The following is a 21,522-nucleotide window of genomic DNA, read 5'->3' on the forward strand; positions in this document are numbered from 1 at the left end:
CAGTCCGGAGCCGCGACGAACGCCTCCAACAGCCGACCCCAACGCGCCACCAAAGACTCCACCGACGCCCGGTCGAACAGATCCGTGGCGAACTCCACGACCACGTCCAGGCCGGCCGGGCCGCCGTCCGCGTCGCGGGTCTCGGAGAGGCTCAGGGCCATGTCGAAGCGGGAGCCACCGCTGCCCATCGGGCGGTACCGGGTCCGCAGGCCGTCGAACACGGCCAGTTCGCCGGTGGCGCTCTGGAGCACCAGCATGATCTGGAAGAGGGGGTGGTAGGCGAGGGACCGCTGCGGGTTGAGGACCTCGACCACGTTCTCCAGCGGCACGTCCTGGTGGGCGTACGCGGCCAGGTCGGCTTCCCGCACCCGCTCCAGCAGGTCACGGAACGTCGGGTCGCCGGAGGTGTCGGTGCGCAGCACGAGGGTGTTGACGAAGTAGCCGACGAGGTCGTCGAAGGCCTGGTCGGTGCGCCCCGCGACCGGGGTGCCCAGCGCAATGTCCGTGCCCGCGCCGAGACGTGTGAACAGGGCCGCCAGCGACGCCTGCAACACCATGAACACGCTGACACCGCACCGGCGGGCCAGGTCCGCGACGCCCTGGTGGACGGCGGCGTCGAAGCGGGTCTCCAGGCCGTCGCCCCGGTAGGAGTTCACCTCGGGGCGGGGGCGGTCGGTGGGTAGGGAGTGCTGCTCGGGCAGTCCGGCCAGTGCCTCCTTCCAGAAGGCGAGCTGGGTGCTGAGCAGGCTGTCCGGGTCGTCCTGCGCGCCCAGCAAGTCGCGCTGCCACAGCGTGTAGTCCGCGTACTGCACCGGCAGCGGCTCCCACACCGGCGCCTCGTCCCGGCACCGCGCGCCGTACGCCTGCGCCAGGTCCCGGGTGAGCGGGCCCATCGACCAGCCGTCTCCCGCGATGTGATGCAGCACCAGCAACAGCACGTTTTCCCGCGGGCCCAGTGCGAACACCTCGGCGCGCAGCGGGAGTTCACGCTCCAGGTCGAAGCCGTGCCGGGCGGAGGCCGCCAGTGCGGTGGCCTCTTCCTCCGGCGTCACGTCCGTGACCGAGAACGCGACCCGGTCCCCGGCCTCGGCCGGGTCGAGGATCAGCTGACAGGGCACCCCGTCGACCTCGGGGAAGACGGTGCGCAGGCTCTCGTGCCGGGCCACCACGTCACCGAGGGCCGTCCGCAGCGCCTTGACGTCGAGCGCCCCGGAGAGCCGGACGGCGGTGACCATGTTGTAGGTGGCGCTGATGCCTTCCAGGCGGTGCAGGAACCACAGGCGTCGCTGGGCGAAGGACAGCGGCAGCACTTCGGGGCGTGTCCCACGGGCCACGGGCGGACGGGCCTGCGTCCCGGTGTCGAGCCGCTGGGCCAGCCCTTCCACGGTCGGGGCCTCGAACAGGGCGCGGATCGAGACCTCGGCGCCGAGCACGGCCCGGATGCGGCTGATCAGCTGCGTGCCCAGCAGCGAGTGCCCGCCCAGGTCGAAGAAGTTGTCCTCCACGCCGACCGAGGGCACGCCGAGCACCTCGGCGAACAGCTCGCACAGGATCTCCTCGCGCGGGCTGCGCGCCCGGCGGCGGTCGGCCGTGGTGAAACGCGGCTCGGGCAGCGCCCGCCGGTCCACCTTGCCGTTCGAGGTCAGCGGGAAGGCGTCGAGGAGGACGACGGCCGCCGGGACCATGTACTCCGGCAGCCGCTCCCCGACGAAGCCGCGCAGCTCGCGGGGGTCGGCCTCGGCCCCCTCCTCGGGGATCACATAGGCGACCAGCCGTACCTCACCCGGCGTGTCCTCCCGCGCCAGGACGACCGCGCCCCGGACGCCGGTGTGCCGGGCCAGCACCGCCTCGATCTCACCCAGCTCGATGCGGAAGCCACGGATCTTGACCTGGTCGTCCGCACGCCCCAGATACTCCAGCCCGCCGTCCGCGCGCCGGCGCACGACGTCACCGGTGCGGTACATGCGCGCGCCCGCCGGGCCGTACGGGTCGGCCACGAACCGCTCCGCCGTCAGGCCCCGCCGATCGGCGTAGCCGCGTGCCACACCGTCGCCGGACACGTACAGCTCACCCGTCTCGCCCACCGGCACCGGACGCAGCGCGCCGTCCAGTACGTACAGGGACAGATCGGGCAGCGCGGCGCCGATGGGGCTCCGGGACGGCTCGGGGCCGGTGGCGTCGGCGGCGACGAGCGGCAGCCGGGTGACGTGCACGGTCGTCTCGGTGATGCCGTACATGTTCACCAGCGTGGGCGCGGTGTCGCCGCGCCGGGCGAACCATCCGGCGAGCCGGGCGGGTTCCAGGGCCTCGCCGCCGAACACGACCCAGCGCAGCGCGAGCCGGCCCTCCGCCTCCGGGTGCCGGCCGCCCGCCTCGATGAGCTGGTAGAAGGCCGACGGGGTCTGGTTGAGCACCGTGACCCGCTGGTCGGCGAGGAGCCGCAGGAAGTCGTCGGGCGACCGGCTCACGTCGAAGGGCACGACGACCACCCGTGCGCCGTGCAGGAGCGCGCCCCACATCTCCCAGACGGAGAAGTCGAAGGCGTAGGAGTGGAACAGCGTCCACACGTCGTCGGGGCCGAAGGCGAACTGCCGCGCGGTGACGGTGAAGAGCCGCCGCACGTTGTAGTGGGAGACGACGACGCCCTTGGGTGTTCCGGTGGAACCCGAGGTGTAGATGATGTACGCCGGGTGCTCGGGCCGCAGCACCCCGCGCCGCTCCTCGTCGCGGATGTCGGCGGGGTCGAGGGCCGCCGTCCGCTCCACGGTCCCGGGATCGTCCAGGACGAGCACCGGCAGGCCGGCGGGAAGGGAGTCCCGCGTGGCGGACAGGGCGAGTCCCACGACGGGCCGGGTGTCGGCGGCCATGAAGGCGATCCGGTCCGCGGGCAGGGACGGGTCGATGGGCAGGTACGCGCCGCCTGCCTTGCTCACGGCGAGCGCCGCGACGACGGTCTCCACCGACCGGGGCAGTGCGAGGGCCACCACCGTTTCCGGGCCCACGCCCGCCGCGATCAGGAGCCGGGCCAGCCGGTTGGTCCGGGCGTCGAGGTCGGCGTACGTCAGCGTGGTGTCGCCGCAGACCACGGCCGTGGCCGAGGGGTCGCGGGGCGCGGCGGCGTAGGTCCCCGGGAGGGTGCGCGGGGTGGCCGCGCGGGGCTCGGGGGCCGCCGAGGGCAGCACCCGGCCGAGTTCGTCGGCGGGCATCACGTCCAGGCGGCCCGTCGGTCGGTCGGGATGGTCCGCGAGGGTGCGCAGGGTGGTGATGAGCCGGGGGCCGTGCGCGTGGAGGTCGTCGGCGGTGTACAGCCGCGGGTTGCCGTTGACGTCGATCCGCAGGCCCTCGGCGTCGGGGCGGTCGTAGGCGACGATCGACAGGTCTTCGAGCAGCGGGGCCGCGGGATTGTGCATGGTGCTGGCGCACTCGCCGAACCGCAGCGCCTCGAAGCGCATGACGTTGAGGAGGGGGCCGAAGAAACGCCGCGGGGCGCCGGGCAGCTGGAGGTCGCGTCGGATGTCCTCGCCGCGGCGCCGCTGGTGGCGCAGCGCGGACCTCAGCTCGTCGGAGACCTGGGCGACGAGTTCGGCGGCGGTCATGGCCGGGTGCACGGTGAGGCGCAGGGGCACGACGTTGGCCGTCATGGCGGGGGTGCGCCGGGCCTCCGGGTCGAGACGCGCGGCGACCGGCAGGCCGAGGACGACGTCCCGGCTGCCCGTGAGGCGGCTCAGGTAGAGGGCGGTGGAGGCGATCAGCAGGCGTGACGGGCGGGTGCCGAACGCATCGGCGGCCTGTGCCAGCGACCGGGTGGCGGCGGCGGTCATCTCGTGGCGGTAGCGGACGAAGCGGTTCTGCGGCTCCGCGGACGCGCGGGTGAGGCTGATCTGCTCGGGCCGGTCGGCGAAACGCCCGCTCCAGAACTCCTGGTCCGCTCGGTGCTGCGGGGAGGCGAGGTAGGACCGCTCCTCGGCGAGGAGCGCGGCCATGGAACCGAACGGGCTGTCCGGGGACGCCTCGGCGCCTGCCCGCAGGGCGCTGTAGAGGTCGGCCACCCGGCGGTTGATCAGGGCGGATCCGTAGGCGTCGAGCACGATGTGGTGGTAGCTCTGGTACCAGAAGAACCGGTCGGGCGCGGCACGGAAGAGCACCTGGCGGAAGGGACGCCCGTCGCGCAGGTCCGGTGCGGCGGCCAGGTCGTCGCGCACCCAGGCGTCGACGGTCCGCAGCGGGTCGGGCTCGTCGCTCACGTCGACGACGGGCAGGGTCCAGTCGGTGGGCGCGACGAATATCTGACGCGGCCCGTCGGGGCCGTCCACGAACCGCGCGTGCAGTGTCTCGGTCTCGGCGACCACGCGGGCCACGACCGCCTGGAACAGGGGCACGTCGATCGCGCCGTGCAGCTCCAGGTAGTTGCCCCAGAGGTAGGCGGGGCTCGATGGATCGAGGGACTGCCCCATCCAGATACCAGTCTGCGCTGCCAGCAGCGAGTGCGAGGTGCTCCGCGATTCGGACATCCTGGTTCTCGTTCCCCTAGACGATCGGCCCCTCCGCGTCGCCGCGCGAGGGCATGCGTACGAAGCGGCGCCAGCGCTGTGGAGCGCCGGCGCCGTCACGGCCCACGGAAGGGCCCTGGGCCTCGGATCAGTCGAGCGCGGTGGTCAGCGGCTCGTTCAGCTTGGTGTCGGCCGGCTCGGCGGAGTCGAGCTCGGGGTAGACCGGGCACCCGTACATCGGCTCGTACGGGGAGAAGGTGTTGTTGTCGGGCAGTTCGCGCAGGTGGCGGCCCAGCGGGTTCTTCTCGCTCCAGAAGTCCCCGCCGAGGAGCCGGGCGACCCACATGGGGGCCACGCGGGCGCCCGTGCTCTTGAGGAACCTGCCCAGGTTGTAGTCGTGGCTGTAGAAGCCGTGGATCAGCCGGGTGTAGGTGTCGTAGCCCGTCTTGTAGAAGCGCTCGTACTCGTCGACGGTGGGCTTCTCCTCCCGCTCGCCGCTCAGCAGCTCGGCGGTCAGCTCACCGGCGCGGGTGCCGGTGACGAGCGCGAGGTAGACGCCGGCGGAGAAGATCGGGTTGGCGAAGGCGCCCGCGTCGCCGACGACGAAGAAGCCGGGTCCCGCGACCTGGTCGGAGTAGTAGGTGAACTCGCTCTCGACGAGCGTCTCGGTGTACTCGGCGCCCTCGATGCGCTGCCGGATGCGGGGGACGCGGCTGACGTGCTCCTCGAACAGGGCGTCGGGCGACTCGGCGCTCTGGAGCGTGCTCGCCGGGGTCACGGTGCCGACGCTGAGCTTGTCCTTTCGCACGGGTATCGCCCACAGCCAGCCGTCCGCGTGGGCGCCGACCTGGATGTCGCCCTCGACACCCGGGTTGGTCGCCTCGTCGACGCCGATGAAGTGGCGGAAGACGGCGACCGTCCGGGTGGACTGGGGGTACTTGCGGCTGCGCAGCACGCTCTTGGTGATGAGGCCGGCGCGACCGCTGGCGTCGATCACCCGGCGCGCCCGGACACTGCGCTCGGTGCCCTGGGCGGTGTAGGTGACGCCGACGACCCGGTCGCCCTCCATGTCGACCTTGGTGACCCGCGCCTCCTGGACGACCGTGGCCCCGCACTCGGCGGCGTGGTCCAGCAGGATCACGTCGAAGTCCTCGCGCTCCAGCTGAAAGGTGGTCAGGGCGCGGCCCGCTCCCTGGTCGGTGAAGTCGACCCGGTGGAAGCCCTCGCCGGTGTGACAGAACTCGGCGCCCGTCTTGACCGGGAAGCCCTCGGCCTTAACCTTCTCGGTCACACCGAGCTTGTCCAGCATCGCGGACGTGTAGGTGAGCATGGACTCACCGATGTGGAACCGAGGGAACGCCGCACGCTCCAGGACGAGGACGGAGAGTCCTCTGCGGGCCATCGTCACCGCGGCGGACGACCCCGCGGGGCCACCGCCCACGACGACGACATCGAATTCGTTCGCATCCGGATACGCCACTGACACTCCTTTGCTTCCTGGCTCGCGCCGCGAAGGACGAGCCAAGGGGCCGAGGGAGAGCAGGCGTCACCGGGTGCGCCCCCGCCGCCGCGCGCCTCCCCCGTCACGCCCGGCATCTTCCGCACTCTTGTGCGACAGGACCATCTTGGCATATCCACCGGTCGTCAAGTAAGCGATCATGGGGCCTGATATGCAGTCAATTTCCTTTTGACAGGCCCCAGTCCGCCACTCGATGCCGAGAGATCAGCCGACGACGTCACCCGGGCCGGCCCCTGGATCAGGAGACAGCAGGAGGACCTTTCCGTCCTTGCCGTACGACCCCAGAAGCAGGAATTCGCTGGCGAATCCGGCGATGCGCTTTCTGCCGAGATTGACGACGCCCACCACCAGACGGTCCTTCAGTTCGTCCGCCGGATAGTCGGTCACCTGCGCGCTGGTCGACAGCTCTCCCACCAACGGGCCGAAGTCGACGCGGAGTTTGTAGGCGGGCCTGCGCGCCTCCGGGAAGGGTTCCACCGACACGACCCGGCCGACCCGGATGTCGGTCGAGAAGAAGTGTGCCGGGTCGCTCTGCGGTTTGGGTTCCTGACTGCTGGTCATGTTCCAGGGGCTCCGGTTTCTAGTAGGACATCCGGATTTCTAGTAGGACATCCGGACCGGCATGATGACGCACTGGTAGTCCGCCACGTCCTCGCCCTCGGCGGTCCGCCCGGTCAGCACGGCCGACTTCAGCGGGGCCTGGCAGTTGAGCACGGCCACCTCGGTCTCGACGGCGCTGAGCGCGTCGAGGAGGAACTGCGGGTTGAAGGCGATGGTGATGTCCTCGCCGTCGATGTGCGCGTCCATCGACGCCATGGCCTGGGCCTCGTCGCCGGTCGCCGCCTCCAGGATCACCTCACCGCCCTGGAAGCTCAGCCGCACCGGGGAGTTCCGGTTGGCCACCAGCGACACCCGCTTGATGGCGTCCATGAACGGCGCGGTGCGCACGGCGGCGCGGGTGGCGAACTCGCGGGGCAGCCGCTGCCGGTAGTTGATGAACTCGGCGCCGATGAGGCGCGAGGTGGCCCGTCGGCCCTGGAACTCGAATCCGATGGTCTCGGCCCCGCCGGACTCGCTGTTCCCGCCGAGGCTGAGCGAGATGGCGGCCCCGGACGGCATGGACTTGGCGGTCTGCGCGATCGACTTGGCCGGTACGACGGCGCTGAGCGACACGTCGGGATCGACGGGGTTCCACTTCAGCTCCCGCATGGCGATGCGGTAGCGGTCGGTGCAGGCCAGGGTGAGCACATCGCCCTTGGCCTCCAGGTGGAGGCCGGTGAGGATGGGGACCGACTCGTCGCGCGAGGCGGCGAGCGAGACGTGCGCGACCGCGGCGCTGAAGGCGTCACCGGCGACCGTACCCGCCAGGCCCGGTACGACCGGCAGGGCAGGGTAGTCCTCGACCGGCAGCGTCTGGAGGGTGAAGCGGGTGCCGCTCCCCTCGACCATGACCTTGGTCGCGTCGCCCACCAGCTCGATGACGCCCGGCGGCATGCTCCGCATGATCTCGGCCAGCAGACGGCCGGAGACCAGGGCGGTGCCGGCCTCGATGACCTCGACGTCGACTTCCGCGCGGGTGGAGACCTCGTAGTCGTAGCCCGAGAGCGTCAGCCTCTCGTCGACCTTCAGCAGAATGCCGGCGAGGATCGGCACCGCCGGCCTGGAGGCCAGACTGCGCGCCGCCCACGCCGTCGCCTCCACGATCTCGTCGCGCTCCACTCGGAATTTCATGGTGCCCCTCTACCTCCGGGTCGTTCACGTTCTCTGTCAGGGGACCGAGTCAAGCACGGCCGGCCCCGTGGCGCTCAAGCCGAGGGGAAGGGAGGGGCGTCGTCGCGCGCCGGCCGCAGGGACCAGGCGTCGGGATCGTCCCCCGACGGCAACGGGCCCACGACCCGCGCGGGGTTCCCGTACACGAGGACACCGGGCGGCACGTCCCGGGTGACCACGCTGCCGGCTCCCACCACCGCGTCGTCGCCGATGGTCACGCCGGGGCAGAGGATGGCACCGCCGCCGATCCAGACGTTGCCGCCGACGACGATCTCCTCGCCGAACTCGTACCCCTGCCGGCGCAGACCGGGTTCCAGCGGGTGGGTCGCGGTGAGCAGCTGCACGTTCGGGCCGATCAGTGTCCGGGCACCGATGCGGATGGGGGCCGTGTCCAGGAACACGCCGCCGAAATTCACGAACACGCCGTCGCCGAGGGAGATGTTCCGGCCGTACAGGCAGTGGAACGGGGAACGCACCTCGATGTCCTCGCCCACGGAGCCGAGGAGTTCCTGGAGAATCTTCCGGCGCCCGCCCGGGTCACCCACACTGGTCGCGTTGTACCGCTCGACGAGAAGCGCCGCGGAAAGGCGGTCTTCCGCCAGCTGTTCGTCGCCGTAGACGAAGAGTTCACCCGCGAGCATCTTTTCCCGGTACGTCGTCACCGGCGAACTCCCCCTGCTGGACCACCCTGTTTCGCCGACGAGCCTACCTCCTGCGCCGGTCCCGCTTCACGGTCGTGGGAGACTCTGACGACAACTGATGGGGGATCAATGTCGGGGACACCGCGCATACTTACGGATCATCATATTCCGTTTACCGAGGATCAGGTTCCGCTTGTCGCGGTTCTCGGAGCGGGCCACATCGGCACAACCGTGGTGGCCCGGCTCCTCGCCGGCGGACATCCTCCCTCCCGTCTCCGGGCCACGACCCGCTCCCGCTCCCGCGCGGCGGAACTCGCCGCCGCGCACGGGATCGCGACCGGCGTGGACAACGCAGAGGCGGCCTCGGGGGCGGACATCCTGGTCCTCGCCGTACGCCCGGACCAGGCCGACGCCGTCCTGGCCGAGGCGCTGCGGGTGGCCGAGCCGGCCCGGTACGTCGTCTCGTTCGTGGCGGGCTACTCGCTGGCACGGCTGACGTCGGTCGCGGACCCCACGCCGGTGCACGCGTTCCGCGTGGCCACCAATGTCGCGGCGCTGGAGAAGTCCGGGGTGCTGGCCGTCTCCACGCCGCCGTCCGGCCCCGCCGAGGCCCTGGAGCACGTCACGGCCGCGCTGCGGCCCCTCGGCACCTTCGTGCCCCTTCCGGAGTCCCAGCAGGACACGGCCGCGTCGACCCTCGGCAGCGGAGCGGCGTTCCTCGCCCTCGCGGCCACCGGCGTGCGCGAGGCGGCGAGCGCCGCCGGGGTCGCACCGGAGCACGCCCTGCTCTTCACGGTGGAGGCCCTCGAATGCGCCGCCGCCCTCCTCCGGCAGGCGGGCCCCGCGTCGGCCGAACCCTGGGCGTCCCTGGTCACGCCCGGCGGGATCACGGCCGCGGGCATCGACTCGCTGGTGAGTCACGGCGTCTCGGACCACGTGGCCGAGGCGGTGCGGGCGGCCGTGGACCGCGCCCGGGTCGTCACGCCGACACCGGCCGAAGCGACTTGACCCCCGTCAACTCCCCCTGGAGGATGATCTCCTCGCGCAAATGATCAACTTCAATGGGAACCGCCCCGCCGGACCGGGTCCGGAGCGGCCCTCGCCGGCTCACGCTCGGCCCGACCTCTGCGCGGCCTCTCCAGCACCTCAGCTCCAGTGCCTCAGTTCCAGTACCTCAGCTCCAGCAGCTCAGCTCCAGCACCTCAGCGAACTCATCCCATCGGATCCGAAGGCGGCACGCCGTGTATGACGCGATAGTGGTGGGCGCCCGATGCGCCGGCGCCTCGACGGCCCTTCTGCTCGCACGGGCGGGTCACCGTGTACTGATGGTCGACCGGGCCACGTTCCCCCGGGACACGCTGTCCACCCTCTACATCCATCAGCCAGGTGTCGCCCGGCTCGCCCAGTGGGGCGTGCTGGACGACGTCGTCGCGACGGGAGCCCCGGCGCTGGACCGGGTCACCTACCGGGTCGCCGACGTCGAACTCTCCGGCTGCTCCTGGCCGGTGGCCGGGCAGCGCGCCGCGTACGCCCCGCGGCGGCACCACCTCGACACGATCCTCGCGCGTGCCGCCGTCGCGGCGGGCGCGGAGTTCCGTGAGGGCTGCACCGTCGAGGACATGCTCTTCGAGGACGACCGCGTGGTGGGCGTGCGCTGCCGCACCTCCGGTGGCGCGGTGGTGGAGGAGCGCGCCGCGCTGGTGGTCGGCGCGGACGGCATGCGCTCCCGGGTGGCCGAGGCGGTCAAGGCGCCCCTCGTCACCGAGGACCCGCTCATGACCTGCGCGTACTACACCTACTGGGAAGGCGTCTGCGACCACTTCGAGCTGCACGAGGCGCCCGGCCGCTGGATCGGCGTGATCCCGACGAACGACGGACTGACCCTGGTCGCCGCGTACTTCCCGCAGGCCGAGTTCAACCGGGTGCGGGCGGATGTCGAGACGGCCTACCTGGACGCCGTACGGACCACCGCGCCCACCCTGTACGACCGGATGGCGGGCCTGGAGCGGGCGGACAAGTTCTACGGCAGCGGAGACCAGCGGAACTTCTTCCGCAGGGCAGCGGGCCCCGGCTGGGCCCTGGTGGGGGACGCCGCCCACCACAAGGACTCCATCACCGCGAAGGGCATCACCGACGCCTTCCTCCAGGCCGAGGCACTCGCCGGGGCGATCGGGGAGGACCTGCGCGAACCGGCGCGGCTGGACGAGGCCCTGCGGACGTACGCGGACGGCCATGAGGACCTGCTCGTCGACGGGTACCAGAGCACGCTGTTCACCGCCGCGCTGACCGTGCGCAAGGACCGGCTGGCCATGCTCCGGGCGGTGGCGAGCAAGCCGGAGTTCACCGAGCGCTACTTCGCCGCCGTCGCCGGGGACTGCGCGACGGAGGATCTGTACACGCCCGATCTGCTGGACCTCCTCTACTGATCGCCGGCCCCGGCGCCGCAGCCGTGTCCATGTTCATGTCCATGCCCATGTCCGCAGCCGTATCCGTGTCCGCAGCCGCATCCGCATCCGCATCCGCATGGAACCCACCGATTCCCGGAGTCCTGTCATGACCGTTCCGACCGGCCCCGCCAGCCGCTGGATCCGACGCCACCTGCCGGTCGGCGACCCCCGGATCAGGCTCTTGTGCTTCCCGCACGCCGGCGGCACCGCGAGCTTCTTCCGCACCTGGCCGAAACAGGTCCCCGCCGACGTGGAGGTGCTGTCCCTGCGCTACCCCGGCCGCGAGGACCGCCTGGGCGAACCCTTCATCGACACGATGGAGCCGCTCGCGGACGCGATAGCCGAGGCGGTGACCCCGCTGCTGGACCGGCCGCTGGCCTTCTTCGGGCACAGCATGGGCGCCTCGGTCGCCCACGAGGTGGCCGTCCGCCTGGAGGCCCGGCACGGCTTCACGCTCCACCGGCTCATGGTCTCCGCCCGCCCCGCCCCCCAGCTGCTGCCCGCCTACCACTTCGACCTCGACGACGACGAGGCGCTGGTCGCCGACGTACGGCGGCTGGACAGCAACAGCGGCGCCGTTCTGGACGACCCGGCCCTGCGCGAGCTGGTCCTTCCCGCGATCCGCGCGGACTACGGCCTGGTGCGCGGCTACCAGCCACGGGAGGTCCGGACCGTCAAGAGCCCGATCGCCGCGTACGCCGGCGACGCCGACCCCGAGGTCTCCACGGCGGACGTGGACGGCTGGAGCGCGGTGAGCGCCGCCGGCTTCCGCCTCCGGGTCTTCGAAGGCGACCACTTCTACCTGGTACCGCGCGAGAAGGCTCTCGTCGCGGACATCGCCGAGCAACTGCGCCAGGACTGAACCGACCCACCCCCGAGCTCGGTCCTCTTCACACCATCCACGTCAGCCACCACGGGTGAGGTCATCCTTATGCGGAACGAATACATCGAGGCCTCGGGGCGCGTCGCCCACCAGCACGGCGAGCCGTCCGACCTCCGGCACATCGGGCGGTCCGCCTTCCGGCGCACGCTCTTCGACATGGCCGCGATCCGCGCCTTCGAGCAGCGGCTGCTCCAGTGCGCCGACCGGGGCGAGGTCTCCGGTCCCCTGCACACCTCCATCGGCCAGGAGGGAGTGGCCGTGGCGGTCTGCCGGCACCTGCGGGACGGCGACCAGGTGGTCGGCAACCACCGCTCCCACCACCACTTCCTGGCCCAGGGACTGGCCCGTACGGTCGCGGACGCCTGGGACCCCCTCACGGACGCCCCGCCCGCGGCCGCACAGGAGCTGCTGACCTCGGCCTTCGCCGAGATACTGGGCCGCCCCACCGGGGTGAACCACGGCGTGGGCGGCTCCATGCACCTGCGCCACGAGAAGGTCGGCTTCATGGGGTCGAGCGCCATCGTCGGCGGCGGGATACCCCTCGCCGCCGGGCTCGCGTTCGCGAACCGGCTCCGGGGCACCGGCGCCTGCGCGGTCTGCTTCATCGGCGACGGCGCGGTCAACCAGGGCACGTTCCACGAGACGGCCAACCTCGCGGGCGTCCTGGACCTGCCCCTCCTCATCGTCGTGGAGAACAACGGCTACGCCGAGGCGACCCGGCCCGAGGACGCGTCGGCCGTCCTGCCGCTGGCCTCCCAGGGCCTCGCCCACGGGCTGCGGGCCGCGGCCGTCAAGGGCGGCGACCACGCCGGGCTGCACCGGACGGCCGAGGACTTCCTCTCCTCGATGCGGCGCGGAGCGGGGCCCGCGATCATCGAGGTGGAGACGTACCGGCACTTCGACCACACGGGCCCCGAGCGGGGCAGCGCCGTCGGGTACCGCAGCGCGGCCGAGGAGGACGCCTGGCTGGAACGCGACCCCATGGCCTCGCTGCCGAGGACGCTGGCGGCCCACGGGCTGCTGACGGCCGAGGAGAACGAGGCGATCCGCGCGGCGGCGACGGCGTTCGTGGAGCGGGCCTTCGACGCCACGCCCCCGCCGAGCACGGTCCCGCCGGTCCTGGACACCCGCACGCTGCTGCGCGGCCCCGGGCGGGAGGCGCGGGAGGATCGGACGAGCACGCGGGAGCAGGCGCCGCGCACCAAGTGGACCTTCAGGAACGCCATCGCGGAGGGCATCGCCGGCGCGCTGCGGCACTCGTCCGACGTGGTCTTCCTCGGTGAGGAGGTGGCCAACCCCGGCGGTCTGCTGTGGCAGGCGGGCCGTCTCGACCGGAGCCTGGTCGGCTCGCGCATCGTCAACATGCCCATCTCCGAGGCCGGCTTCGTGGGGATGTCCTGCGGCGCCGCCATGGCCGGCGTGCGCCCCGTCGTGGAGCTGATGTACGGCAGCTTCGCCCTGATAGCCGCCGACCAGTTGTTCAACCACATCGGCGTGATCCGCGCGCTGTACGGCAACACGGCACAGGCGCCGGTGATCGTGCGGGCCAAGGTGCCGATCGGGCGCGGCTACGGACCGCAGCACGGACTGAATCCGGCCGGCCTGTTCACCTCCTTCCCGGGCTGGCGCGTGTACGCCCCGGCCGACCCCCGGGAGTATCTGGGCACGCTGAACTCCGCGCTGCGGTGCGACGACCCGGTGCTGCTGATCGAGTTCGCGTCGCTCTACGACGAGGTCTTCGAACTCTCCGAGGACGACTTCACGCGCCGCCTGCCTCTGGAGGGCGCACGGGTCGTCCGTGAGGGCACCGACGTCAGCGTCTTCTCGTACGGCATCGGGGTGGGCTGGGCGCGGGCGGCGGCCGACGAGCTGGCCGCGGCCGGCCGCTCGGCCGAGGTGGTGGACCTGCGGGCGCTCGACACCCTCTCGACGGACTGGGCCACCCTGGAGTCGTCCCTGGCCCGCACCGGACACGGTCTCTTCGTCGACCCCGCGGCGCGGGGCCAGTCGATCGCGCCGCGGCTCATCGCCGACCTCGTCGGCCGGCAGGCCGGCTCCCACCGCCTGTCCTACCTCGCCTGCGCCGACGTACAGCCCGTGACCCCGGTGCTGGAGCAGCAGGCGGTCATCGGCACCGCCGACATCGTCACCGCAGTCCACGAACTGCTGAACGCTAACGCTCACTGACCCGGGAGGTCGGCATGCGCTGGAACCATCTCTATCTGGCGGGCTCCGGGACGTACTTCCCCGAGCGCGTGGAGACCGCGGAGGAGGCGATCGCGGCGGGGCGCTACTCCGCCGAGGAGCACGCGTCCAACGGCATCCGCGCGGTGCGGACCGCCGGGGAGGACGAGGCACCGGCCGTCCTGGCGGCGCGGGCGGGGCACCGGGCGGTGGAGCGCTCGGGGCACGCCGCCGAGGACTTCGCGTGGGTGCTGCACGGATGCATGGGCTACCAGGGGCGGGACTTCTGGACCCCGGCCCACTACGTGCAGCGCGAGACGGTCGGCGGGCACGGTCCGGCGGTCGAGGTCCGGCAGGGCTCCAACGGCGGCCTCGCCGCGCTGGAGCTGGCCGCCGCGCAGCTGACCGCCCGGCCCGACGCGACCGCCGCGCTGATCACCACGGGCGACGCCTTCCGGCTGCCCTACGTGGACCGCTGGCGCACCGAGAACCAGCAGGTGTACGGCGACGCCGGCACCGCCGTCGTGCTGTCCCGCCGGGAGGGTGTCGCGCGCCTGCGGTCGACGGCCTCCCGTTCCGTGCCCGCGCTGGAGCCGGTGTACCGGGGCACGGGTGGCTGGTCCGCCGGCCCCGACCCGGCCGAGTGGCCCGTCGACCTGCGCACCCGCACCCGGGACTACCTGCTGGCCGACCCGTTCCGCTACGACGAGGTCATCGCCCGGACCGGCGAGAGCCTGGAGCTGGTCGTACGCGAGGCGCTCGCCGACGCCGACACCAAGCTGGACGAGGTGGCGTTCGTGGTGCACCCGGCCATCGGGCGGACCATCGTGGAGTACTCCTACGTCGCCCAGCTGGGCATCGACCCGGAGCGCACCGTCTACGCCTGGGCGCGGGACTACGGGCATCTCGGCGCGGGCGACCAGTTCGCGGGCCTCGATCACCTGCTCGCCGGCGGGCGCGCCGACCGGGGCGACCTGATCCTCGCCATCGGGGTGGGCATCGGCTATCTGTGGACGGCGGCGGTCTTCGAGGTGCTTCGGGCGCCCGGCTGGTAGGCCGGCCGGTATGCCGATGCCTCGGGTCCCGCGCACACGCGCGGGGCCCGAGGCATCGATGTCCGCGCGGTCTCAGCGGGCGTGCCGGACCAGGGTGATGCCGTCCTTCACCGTCAGCATCACGGCCCGCACCCGCGGGTCCTTGGCCACCTTGTCGTTGAAGGCCACCACGTACGCGCCCCATTCGGTGAGCATGGTGGAGAGCCACTCGTCACCGCTGACGGCCTGCTCCTCGTCCCCGGCGGCGAGAATCCGGTCCGCCTCCTCGGACTTCTGGGTCAGCGAGTCCACGACGATGCCGCCCCACAGGGTGTTGTCGATCGCGAGGATGCCGTTCTCGGCGAGCAGCCCGCGTTCGAGGATCGTGTCGAAGTACTGGGCGTAGTTCGGCTTGTCCGCGTCGACGAATATGAAGTCGAAGGAGCCCTCCAGGGTGCGCAGGGTCTCCAGCGCGCTGGCCTCCACGAGCTTGATCTTGTGGCCGTGGGCGCTGCGCGCGAAGGCCTTGAGGGCGAGGTCCCGCGCCCGCTCGTCGGCCACGTAGCTGTCGACGGTGACGAGTTCCCCGTCGTCCGGCAGCGCGGCGGCGAGTCCGATGGTGGCGTGGCCGGTGAACGTGCCGATCTCCAGGACGCGTCGGGCGCCGACCATGTCGGCCAGCATCGACAGGAAGGACACCTGCGCCGACGACGTCGCGATGTCCGCCCATTCCGGGCAGAGCCGCTCGGTGTCGGCGTGCAGTTCCTTGAGTTCCTCGGACGGCGGCGTCGAATGAGCCTCCGCGTACTCCTCGATTCCCGACCGGAAGATCGACGGCTTCTTGAAGACTACGTCCTTGCGATGGAACACGGAGTTCCCCCTCTTCATTTCGTGGATCAGTTGGGTACGACGGGTGGTGAATCCTGCTGCGAACGGCGTCAGTTCAGCAGGTCTTCCTCGCGGAACTCGGTGTCCTTCCGCTGCCCGGACGAGGTCTCGAAGGCCTTCAGCACGGAGCGCTCGATCTTCCCCGAGGAGTTCTTCGGCAGCTCCGCGAACTCGATCCGGCGGATGCGCTGGTAAGGAGCCAGGCGCGTGGACAGGAAGGTGAACAGCTCGGTGGCCGTCTCGCGCGACGGTTCGGCGGTGGCGGCCAGGGTCACATAGGCCTTGGGCACGGCCAGGCGCTTCTCGTCGGCCGCGGGCACCACCGCGGCCTCGGCCACGCTCTCGTGCTGGAGCAGCACGCTCTCCAGCTGGAACGGTGAGATGCGGTAGTCGGAGGACTTGAAGACGTCGTCCTGCCGCCCCACGTAGGTGTAGTAGCCGTCGGCGTCCCGCTGGGCCACGTCCCCGGTGCGGTACCACTGCCCGGTGCAGGGGTCCAGCGGCTGTCCCTCGTCGTCGGCGTAACCGGTCAGCAGGCCCAGCGGGCGCTCGGTGACGTCGAGGCAGATCTCGCCCTCCTCGGCGGGGAGTCCGTCCGGGCCGAGCAGTTCGACCCGGTAGCCGGGCAGCGGGCGGCCCATCGAACCGGGCTTGACCGGGACGCCCGGTGGGTTGCCCACCAGTCCGGTGGCCTCCGTCTGCCCGTAGCCGTCGCGGACGGTCACGCCCCAGGCGCGCCTGATCCGCTCGATGATCTCCGCGTTGAGCGGTTCGCCGGCGGAGACGGCCTCGCGCAGTGCGACCTTCCACCGGTCCAGTGGCTGCTGCACGATCATGCGCCAGACGGTCGGCGGCGCGCAGAACGTGGTCACCTCGCCCCTGACCAGCGCGTCGAGTGTCGCCTCGACGTCGAAGCGGGGCTGGGCGAGGGCCAGTACGCCCGCCTCGGCGGACCATGGTGCGAAGACCATGCTGCACGCGTGCTTGGCCCAGCCGGGCTGGGCGATCGTCGTGTGCGTGTCACCGGGGCGCTGGCCGACGAGGTACATGGTCGTCAGCTGGCCGACGGGATACGAGGCGTGGCTGTGCTGCACCAGCTTCGGCCGGGAGGTGGTGCCGGAGGTGAAGTACCGGAACAGCGGGTCCGTGGCGAGGGTCGTCCCCTCGGGCCGGAAGGCGGAGCCGGTCCGGCGGGCCGCGGCCAGGTCGTGCCAGCCCTCGGGGGCACGGCCGTCGGTCGCGGACAGGCTGACGATCCTCGTCCGGATTCCCGGGATGCGGCGGAACTTCGGGGTGTCGGCGGCCCGTGCCACGACGTGCCGCACGCCGGCCCGCCGCATGCGGACGCTCAGGTCGTCCTCGCCGAGCAGGGTGGTGGCGGGGACGACGACCGCGCCGAGCTTGATCGCGGCCAGCAGGGTGACCCACAGGTCCACCCGGTTGTCCAGCATCAGCAGCAGCGGATCGCCCCGCCGTACGCCCAGCTCCGCCAGCCAGGTGGCGACCTGGCCGGAGCGCTCGGACATCTCGGCGTACGTCAGGGACGTGTCGCCGCCGGTGCCCGCCGCCAGGTCCATCACGCGCAGCGCGGTCGTATCGCGGCGCTCGGGCGTGCGCGCCACCACGTCGAACCAGTCGAGGGCCCAGTTGAAGGTGGTGAGCCGGGGCCAGGAGAACTCCCGGCAGGCCCGCTCGTGGTCGTCGTGGTGGGTCAGCAGGACGTCCCGGGCCTGCCGGAACGCCGTGGTGGGATCGCCGAGTGCGGCGTCCGTGCCAGGTACGGGCACGTCACACCGCCAACGTCTGGGCGGCACCCGGGCGCAGCCTGGTGCGCACCGGCATGTGTTTGATTCCGGCCACGAAGTTGGAGCGCAGGTGCTCCACGGGCCCATCGAGCTCGATCGACTCGAACAGGGCGAACATCTCCTTCACGAGCATGCGCAGCGTGATCCGGGCCAGCGAGGCGCCGACGCAGTAGTGGTTGCCGTAACCGAACGCCAGGTGCCGGTTGCCGGTGCGTGCCACGTCGAAGCGGTACGGGTCCTCGAAGACCGACTCGTCGCGGTTGGCGGAGCCCAGCCAGACCGCCACCGCGGAGCCCGCCGGGATGTGCTGTCCGGCGAGGGTGACGTCCCGCAGGGTGTACCGCATGAAGTGGTTGGCCGGTGACGACCAGCGCAGCCCCTCCTCGACCCCGCTCGGGATCAGGGAGGGGGTTTCGGCCAAGCGGCGGAAGCTGTCCGGGTCCTCGATCAGGGCGAGGAACAGGCCCGTCAGGACGTGCGGGGTGGTGACGTTGGCCCCGAGGAGCAGGCTGTAGCAGTTGTAGACCAGTTCCTGCACGTCGAGCGGTTCGCCGCCGGCGTTCATCGTCATGAGGAAGCCGATCAGGTCGTCCGGTGGGTCACCCGCGCGTTCCCGGATCTCCCCGGCGAAGTACTCGAACAGCTCGTGGTGGACGCTCATCAGCGTCGTCGCGCTGTCGCCCTCCTGGAACTCGGTGTCGTCCGGGGCGATGGCCATCGTCGTGCACCGGGTGAGCCGCGGCCAGTCCTGTTCCGGGACGCCCATCAGGGCGCCGGTGAAGGCCATGGGGAACGCGGCGGCGGCCGTGGCGAGATCCCAGCGGTCCTCGGTCAGCGCCGGGGCGAGCATGGCGTGGACGGCGGCCCGCAGGTGGTGCTCGCGTGACGCCAGTGCCTTGGGTGCCAGGGCGCGGGCCAGCGGGTCCCGCATCGCGGAGTGCCGGGGCGGGTCGGTGGCCGCCATCATCTTGCCGCCGGCCGGGTCGCCGACGTCGAGGGCGGAGAGCAGGGTGCCGCGCTGGGAGGTGAAGTACGTGTGGTCGTCGAGCACCCGGCAGGCGTCGGCGTAGCGGGTGACCGACCAGAAGGCACGGCCGTCCGCGAGCACCTGGTGGTGGACGGGTGCCTGTGCGCGCATCACCTTCCAGATCGGGTGCGGGTCGCCGTCGGCGTACAGGCCGGGGTCGAAGAGGTCGATCTTCTCCAGGTCGACGTCCGGCCGCTGCGGCGGGACGGTGATCCTCACAGCTGCTCCTCTCCGCCGCGGCGGTCGGCGAGGAGGTCCTCGACGGCCCGGGCGAGACCCGCGACGGTGGCGTTCTCGTAGAAGCGCTGCGGGGTGATGGAGACCCCGTACTCGGCGGCGATCTCGGCGGTGATCTGCATGCCCACCAGTGAGTAGCCGCCCAGTTCGAAGAAGTCGTCGTGCGCGCCGACCTCCGTGAGGCCGAGCCGGTCCGCCCAGACGGTGGCGAGCGCGGTCTCCAGCGCGGTGCCGGGCGGGGTGAACTCGGCGGTGACCTCGGGCCGTTCCTCGCTGACGCGGTCGGCCAGCTCGGCCCGGTCCACCTTGCCGTTGGCCGTCAGCGGCAGCACGTCGAGCTGGACGAAGGAGGCCGGTACGGCGTAGTCGGGCAGGATCTCGGCGAGCCGGCGCCGCAGGGCCAGCGTGGAGGGCCGCGCGCCGCGCTCGGGTACGAAGAAGGCGACGAGCTTGCGGTCGCCGCCGGGGCCCGGCTGCGGTACGACGACGGCGTCGCGCACCCCGGGCTGCGCGGTGAGCACGGCCTCGGTCTCGCCCGGCTCCACGCGGAAGCCGCGGATCTTGACCTGCTGGTCGATGCGGCCGAGGAACTCCAGCGTGCCGTCGGGACGGCGGCGCACCAGGTCGCCGGTCCGGTACATGCGTGCGCCGGGGCGGTCGGCGAAGAGGTCCGCGACGAAGCGCTCGGCGGTGGCGGCGGGGCGCCGCGCGTAGCCACGGGCCAGGCCCTCGCCGGTGGCGTACAGCTCTCCGGGTTCGCCGTCCGGTACGGGGCGCAGCTTGTCGTCCAGAATCCGGATGCCGGTGTTCAGGACGGGACGGCCGATGGGCACGCCGCCGGCTCCGGGCGGGTCGGTGACGAGGTGGCAGGCGGTGAACGTGGTGTTCTCGGTGGGGCCGTACCCGTTGACGACGTGCAGGTCCGGGAGCAGGGCCCGCACCCGGTCGACCTGGGCGGCGGAGAGGACGTCGCCCCCGGCGAGCAGTCGGCGCACACCGGACAGCTTCGCGATCTGCCGCTCCGTGAGCCGGTGGAAGAGGCCCGCGGTGAGCCAGAGCACGGTGACCCCCTCGCGGTGCACCGTGTCCACCAGGGTGGTGAGGGAGGCGCCGGAGTCCGGATACACGGCGAGGCGTGCCCCGCACAGCAGCGGCACCCAGATCTCGAAGGTCGACGCGTCGAAGGCGGGCGAGGCGAACTGGAGGACGACGTCGTCGGCCGCCACGGACACGTGGTCCGGGTCGAGGGCGAGCCGCAGGACGGCGCGGTGCGGGACGGCGACGCCCTTGGGGGTGCCCGTGGAGCCGGAGGTGTACGCGAGGTAGGCGATGGTGTCGCCGTGGACGTCGACGGCCGGGGCGGTGCCGGGCATCCGGTCCACCTCGGCGCGGTCCCGGTCGAGGCGGACGACGTCGAGGCCGTCGGCGGCGACGGGCAGCAGGCTCTCCTGCGTGAGGATCGTCGTGACGCCGGCGTCGGCGAGGACGGCGCGCTGCCGTTCCGCCGGCATGGTGGCGTCCAGGGCCAGGTAGCTGCCCCCGGCCTTGAGGATGCCGAGCAGGCCGATCACGAGGTCGAGGGAGCGCTCGACGTACAGCGCCACGGGGGTTTCGAGCCGTACGCCCCGCGCCCGCAGGTGGTGTGCCAGCCGGTTGGCCCGGGTGTCGAGTTCCTCGTAGGTGAGCGTCAGGTCGCGCCAGGTCACCGCCGCGGCGGTGGGGGTGGCCGCGGCCCGTGCCGCGAAGAGCGCGTGCACGCTGGAGGCGTCGGCCCGCGCGGCCGGTGTGGGGTCGGCGGTCACTGCCTGCCCTCCAAGGCGGTCTTGAGGTCCAGTTCGAGTTCGGCCCGCAGCGCCAGGGGCGCGGTGAGGAAGCTGTGGTGGGAGCCCTGGAGCGTGGTGAAGCGCACGTCGTCGGCGTACTGCCGCCAACCCGTCATCAGGGCGGGCGCCACTTCGGCGTCGTCCCTCCAGCCGAGCACGGTGATGCCGCTGGGCAGCGGCTCGGGGGCGGGGAGCCGGTACCGCTTGTTCGCCTCGACGTCGGCACGCATGACACCGAGCCCGAACCGGATCATCTCGGGATCGGGTTCGCCGCCCATCGCCCGGGTCAGTTCGGCGAGTTCGGCCGCCAGTTCGTCGTCGGTCATGCCGAGGAAGCGGCCGTAGGGCCCGTCGTGCGGCGCGACCTGGGAGGAGATGAAGAGCCGGTCCGGGACCGGCATGCCCTTGCGGTGGAGCTGCCGCGCGGTCTCGAAGGCGGCGAGCGCCGAGCTGCAATGGCCGAAGAAGGCGAAGGGCACGTCGAGGTACGGCTCCAGGGCCTCGGTCAGCGACTCGGCGAGCGCCTCGTAGGTGCCGTAGTGGGGGTCCTTCGCCCGGTTCTCCCGGCCGGGAAGCTGGATCAGGCAGACCTCGGCCGGGCCGATCCGCCGCGGCCAGCGCGCGTACATGGACGCCCCGACACCGGAGTACGGCAGGCAGAAGAGGCGGGCAGCGGCACCCTCCTTGGGACGGCGGAGCAGCCACCGTGGTGGTGTGCTGGATGGGCGGGACCTGGTTTCCATTGCTTTACCTCGAAGTAGCGCGTGCCGTTGT

Annotated in this window: 15 protein-coding genes; 5 read left to right on the forward strand and 10 right to left on the reverse strand. The window is 72.0% G+C overall.

The genetic code is table 11. The features are described from left to right. The 5 genes from ACZ4WH_RS40555 to ACZ4WH_RS40575 all read right to left on the reverse strand — a co-directional run. A partial coding sequence (locus ACZ4WH_RS40555; protein ID WP_468190475.1) for an amino acid adenylation domain-containing protein occupies positions 1-4,511 on the reverse strand: 4,511 nt, incomplete at its 3' end. Positions 4,512-4,638: 127 nt separating this feature from the next. Next, positions 4,639-5,970: an NAD(P)/FAD-dependent oxidoreductase gene (locus tag ACZ4WH_RS40560; RefSeq protein ID WP_468190476.1), complete on the reverse strand. Its 1,332-nt coding sequence runs from the start codon at positions 5,968-5,970 to the stop codon at positions 4,639-4,641. Between the two features lie 243 nt (positions 5,971-6,213). After that, on the reverse strand, positions 6,214-6,570 hold the full coding sequence (locus tag ACZ4WH_RS40565; protein ID WP_468190478.1) for a tRNA-binding protein: 357 nt from the start codon (positions 6,568-6,570) through the stop codon (positions 6,214-6,216). Positions 6,571-6,609: 39 nt separating this feature from the next. Then, positions 6,610-7,740 carry a DNA polymerase III subunit beta gene (dnaN, locus tag ACZ4WH_RS40570; protein WP_468190480.1) on the reverse strand — a complete coding sequence of 377 codons (1,131 nt, stop codon included), beginning with the start codon at positions 7,738-7,740 and terminating at the stop codon, positions 6,610-6,612. Between the two features lie 74 nt (positions 7,741-7,814). Further along, entirely contained in the window at positions 7,815-8,441 is a 627-nt protein-coding gene (locus ACZ4WH_RS40575; RefSeq protein ID WP_468190482.1) for a sugar O-acetyltransferase, read from the reverse strand. A 108-nt stretch (positions 8,442-8,549) separates the two neighbouring features. On the opposite strand from ACZ4WH_RS40575, the gene ACZ4WH_RS40580 reads away from it, so the two are divergent. The 5 genes from ACZ4WH_RS40580 to ACZ4WH_RS40600 all read left to right on the forward strand — a co-directional run bounded on the left by ACZ4WH_RS40580 (position 8,550) and on the right by ACZ4WH_RS40600 (position 14,989). Continuing rightward, positions 8,550-9,428, forward strand: a complete 879-nt coding sequence (locus ACZ4WH_RS40580; protein WP_468190484.1) for a pyrroline-5-carboxylate reductase family protein — start codon at positions 8,550-8,552, stop codon at positions 9,426-9,428. Between the two features lie 251 nt (positions 9,429-9,679). Beyond that, the gene (locus ACZ4WH_RS40585; RefSeq protein ID WP_468190505.1) at positions 9,680-10,846 is read left to right on the forward strand and encodes an NAD(P)/FAD-dependent oxidoreductase; all 1,167 of its coding nucleotides are present in this window, start codon (positions 9,680-9,682) and stop codon (positions 10,844-10,846) included. Between the two features lie 127 nt (positions 10,847-10,973). Beyond that, positions 10,974-11,729, forward strand: coding sequence for a thioesterase II family protein (locus tag ACZ4WH_RS40590; protein WP_468190486.1), 756 nt, complete (start codon positions 10,974-10,976; stop codon positions 11,727-11,729). 69 nt (positions 11,730-11,798) lie between these two features. Continuing rightward, entirely contained in the window at positions 11,799-13,937 is a 2,139-nt protein-coding gene (locus ACZ4WH_RS40595) for an alpha-ketoacid dehydrogenase subunit alpha/beta (protein WP_468190488.1), read from the forward strand. A 14-nt stretch (positions 13,938-13,951) separates the two neighbouring features. Then, complete coding sequence (locus tag ACZ4WH_RS40600) at positions 13,952-14,989, forward strand: ketoacyl-ACP synthase III family protein (protein WP_468190490.1); 1,038 nt, start codon at positions 13,952-13,954, stop codon at positions 14,987-14,989. Positions 14,990-15,061: 72 nt separating this feature from the next. Here the strand turns inward: ACZ4WH_RS40600 and ACZ4WH_RS40605 are convergent, their stop codons facing one another. The 5 genes from ACZ4WH_RS40605 to ACZ4WH_RS40625 form a co-directional block, all read right to left on the reverse strand. Continuing rightward, positions 15,062-15,838, reverse strand: a complete 777-nt coding sequence (locus tag ACZ4WH_RS40605; protein WP_468190492.1) for an O-methyltransferase — start codon at positions 15,836-15,838, stop codon at positions 15,062-15,064. A gap of 68 nt (positions 15,839-15,906) precedes the next feature. Then, positions 15,907-17,643 (reverse strand): AMP-binding protein, encoded by a 1,737-nt coding sequence (locus ACZ4WH_RS40610; protein WP_468190494.1) that lies wholly within the window; start codon positions 17,641-17,643, stop codon positions 15,907-15,909. Position 17,644: 1 nt separating this feature from the next. Further along, positions 17,645-18,907 carry a cytochrome P450 gene (locus ACZ4WH_RS40615; protein WP_468190496.1) on the reverse strand — a complete coding sequence of 421 codons (1,263 nt, stop codon included), beginning with the start codon at positions 18,905-18,907 and terminating at the stop codon, positions 17,645-17,647. Then, complete coding sequence (locus ACZ4WH_RS40620) at positions 18,904-20,727, reverse strand: amino acid adenylation domain-containing protein (RefSeq protein WP_468190498.1); 1,824 nt, start codon at positions 20,725-20,727, stop codon at positions 18,904-18,906. The genes ACZ4WH_RS40615 and ACZ4WH_RS40620 overlap by 4 nt, the downstream gene beginning before the upstream one ends. Further along, positions 20,724-21,491 (reverse strand): thioesterase II family protein, encoded by a 768-nt coding sequence (locus ACZ4WH_RS40625; protein ID WP_468190499.1) that lies wholly within the window; start codon positions 21,489-21,491, stop codon positions 20,724-20,726. Before ACZ4WH_RS40625 ends, ACZ4WH_RS40620 begins: the two co-directional genes overlap by 4 nt. Positions 21,492-21,522: the final 31 nt, after the last annotated feature.

The organism is Streptomyces sp. NPDC029138, from assembly GCF_055564375.1.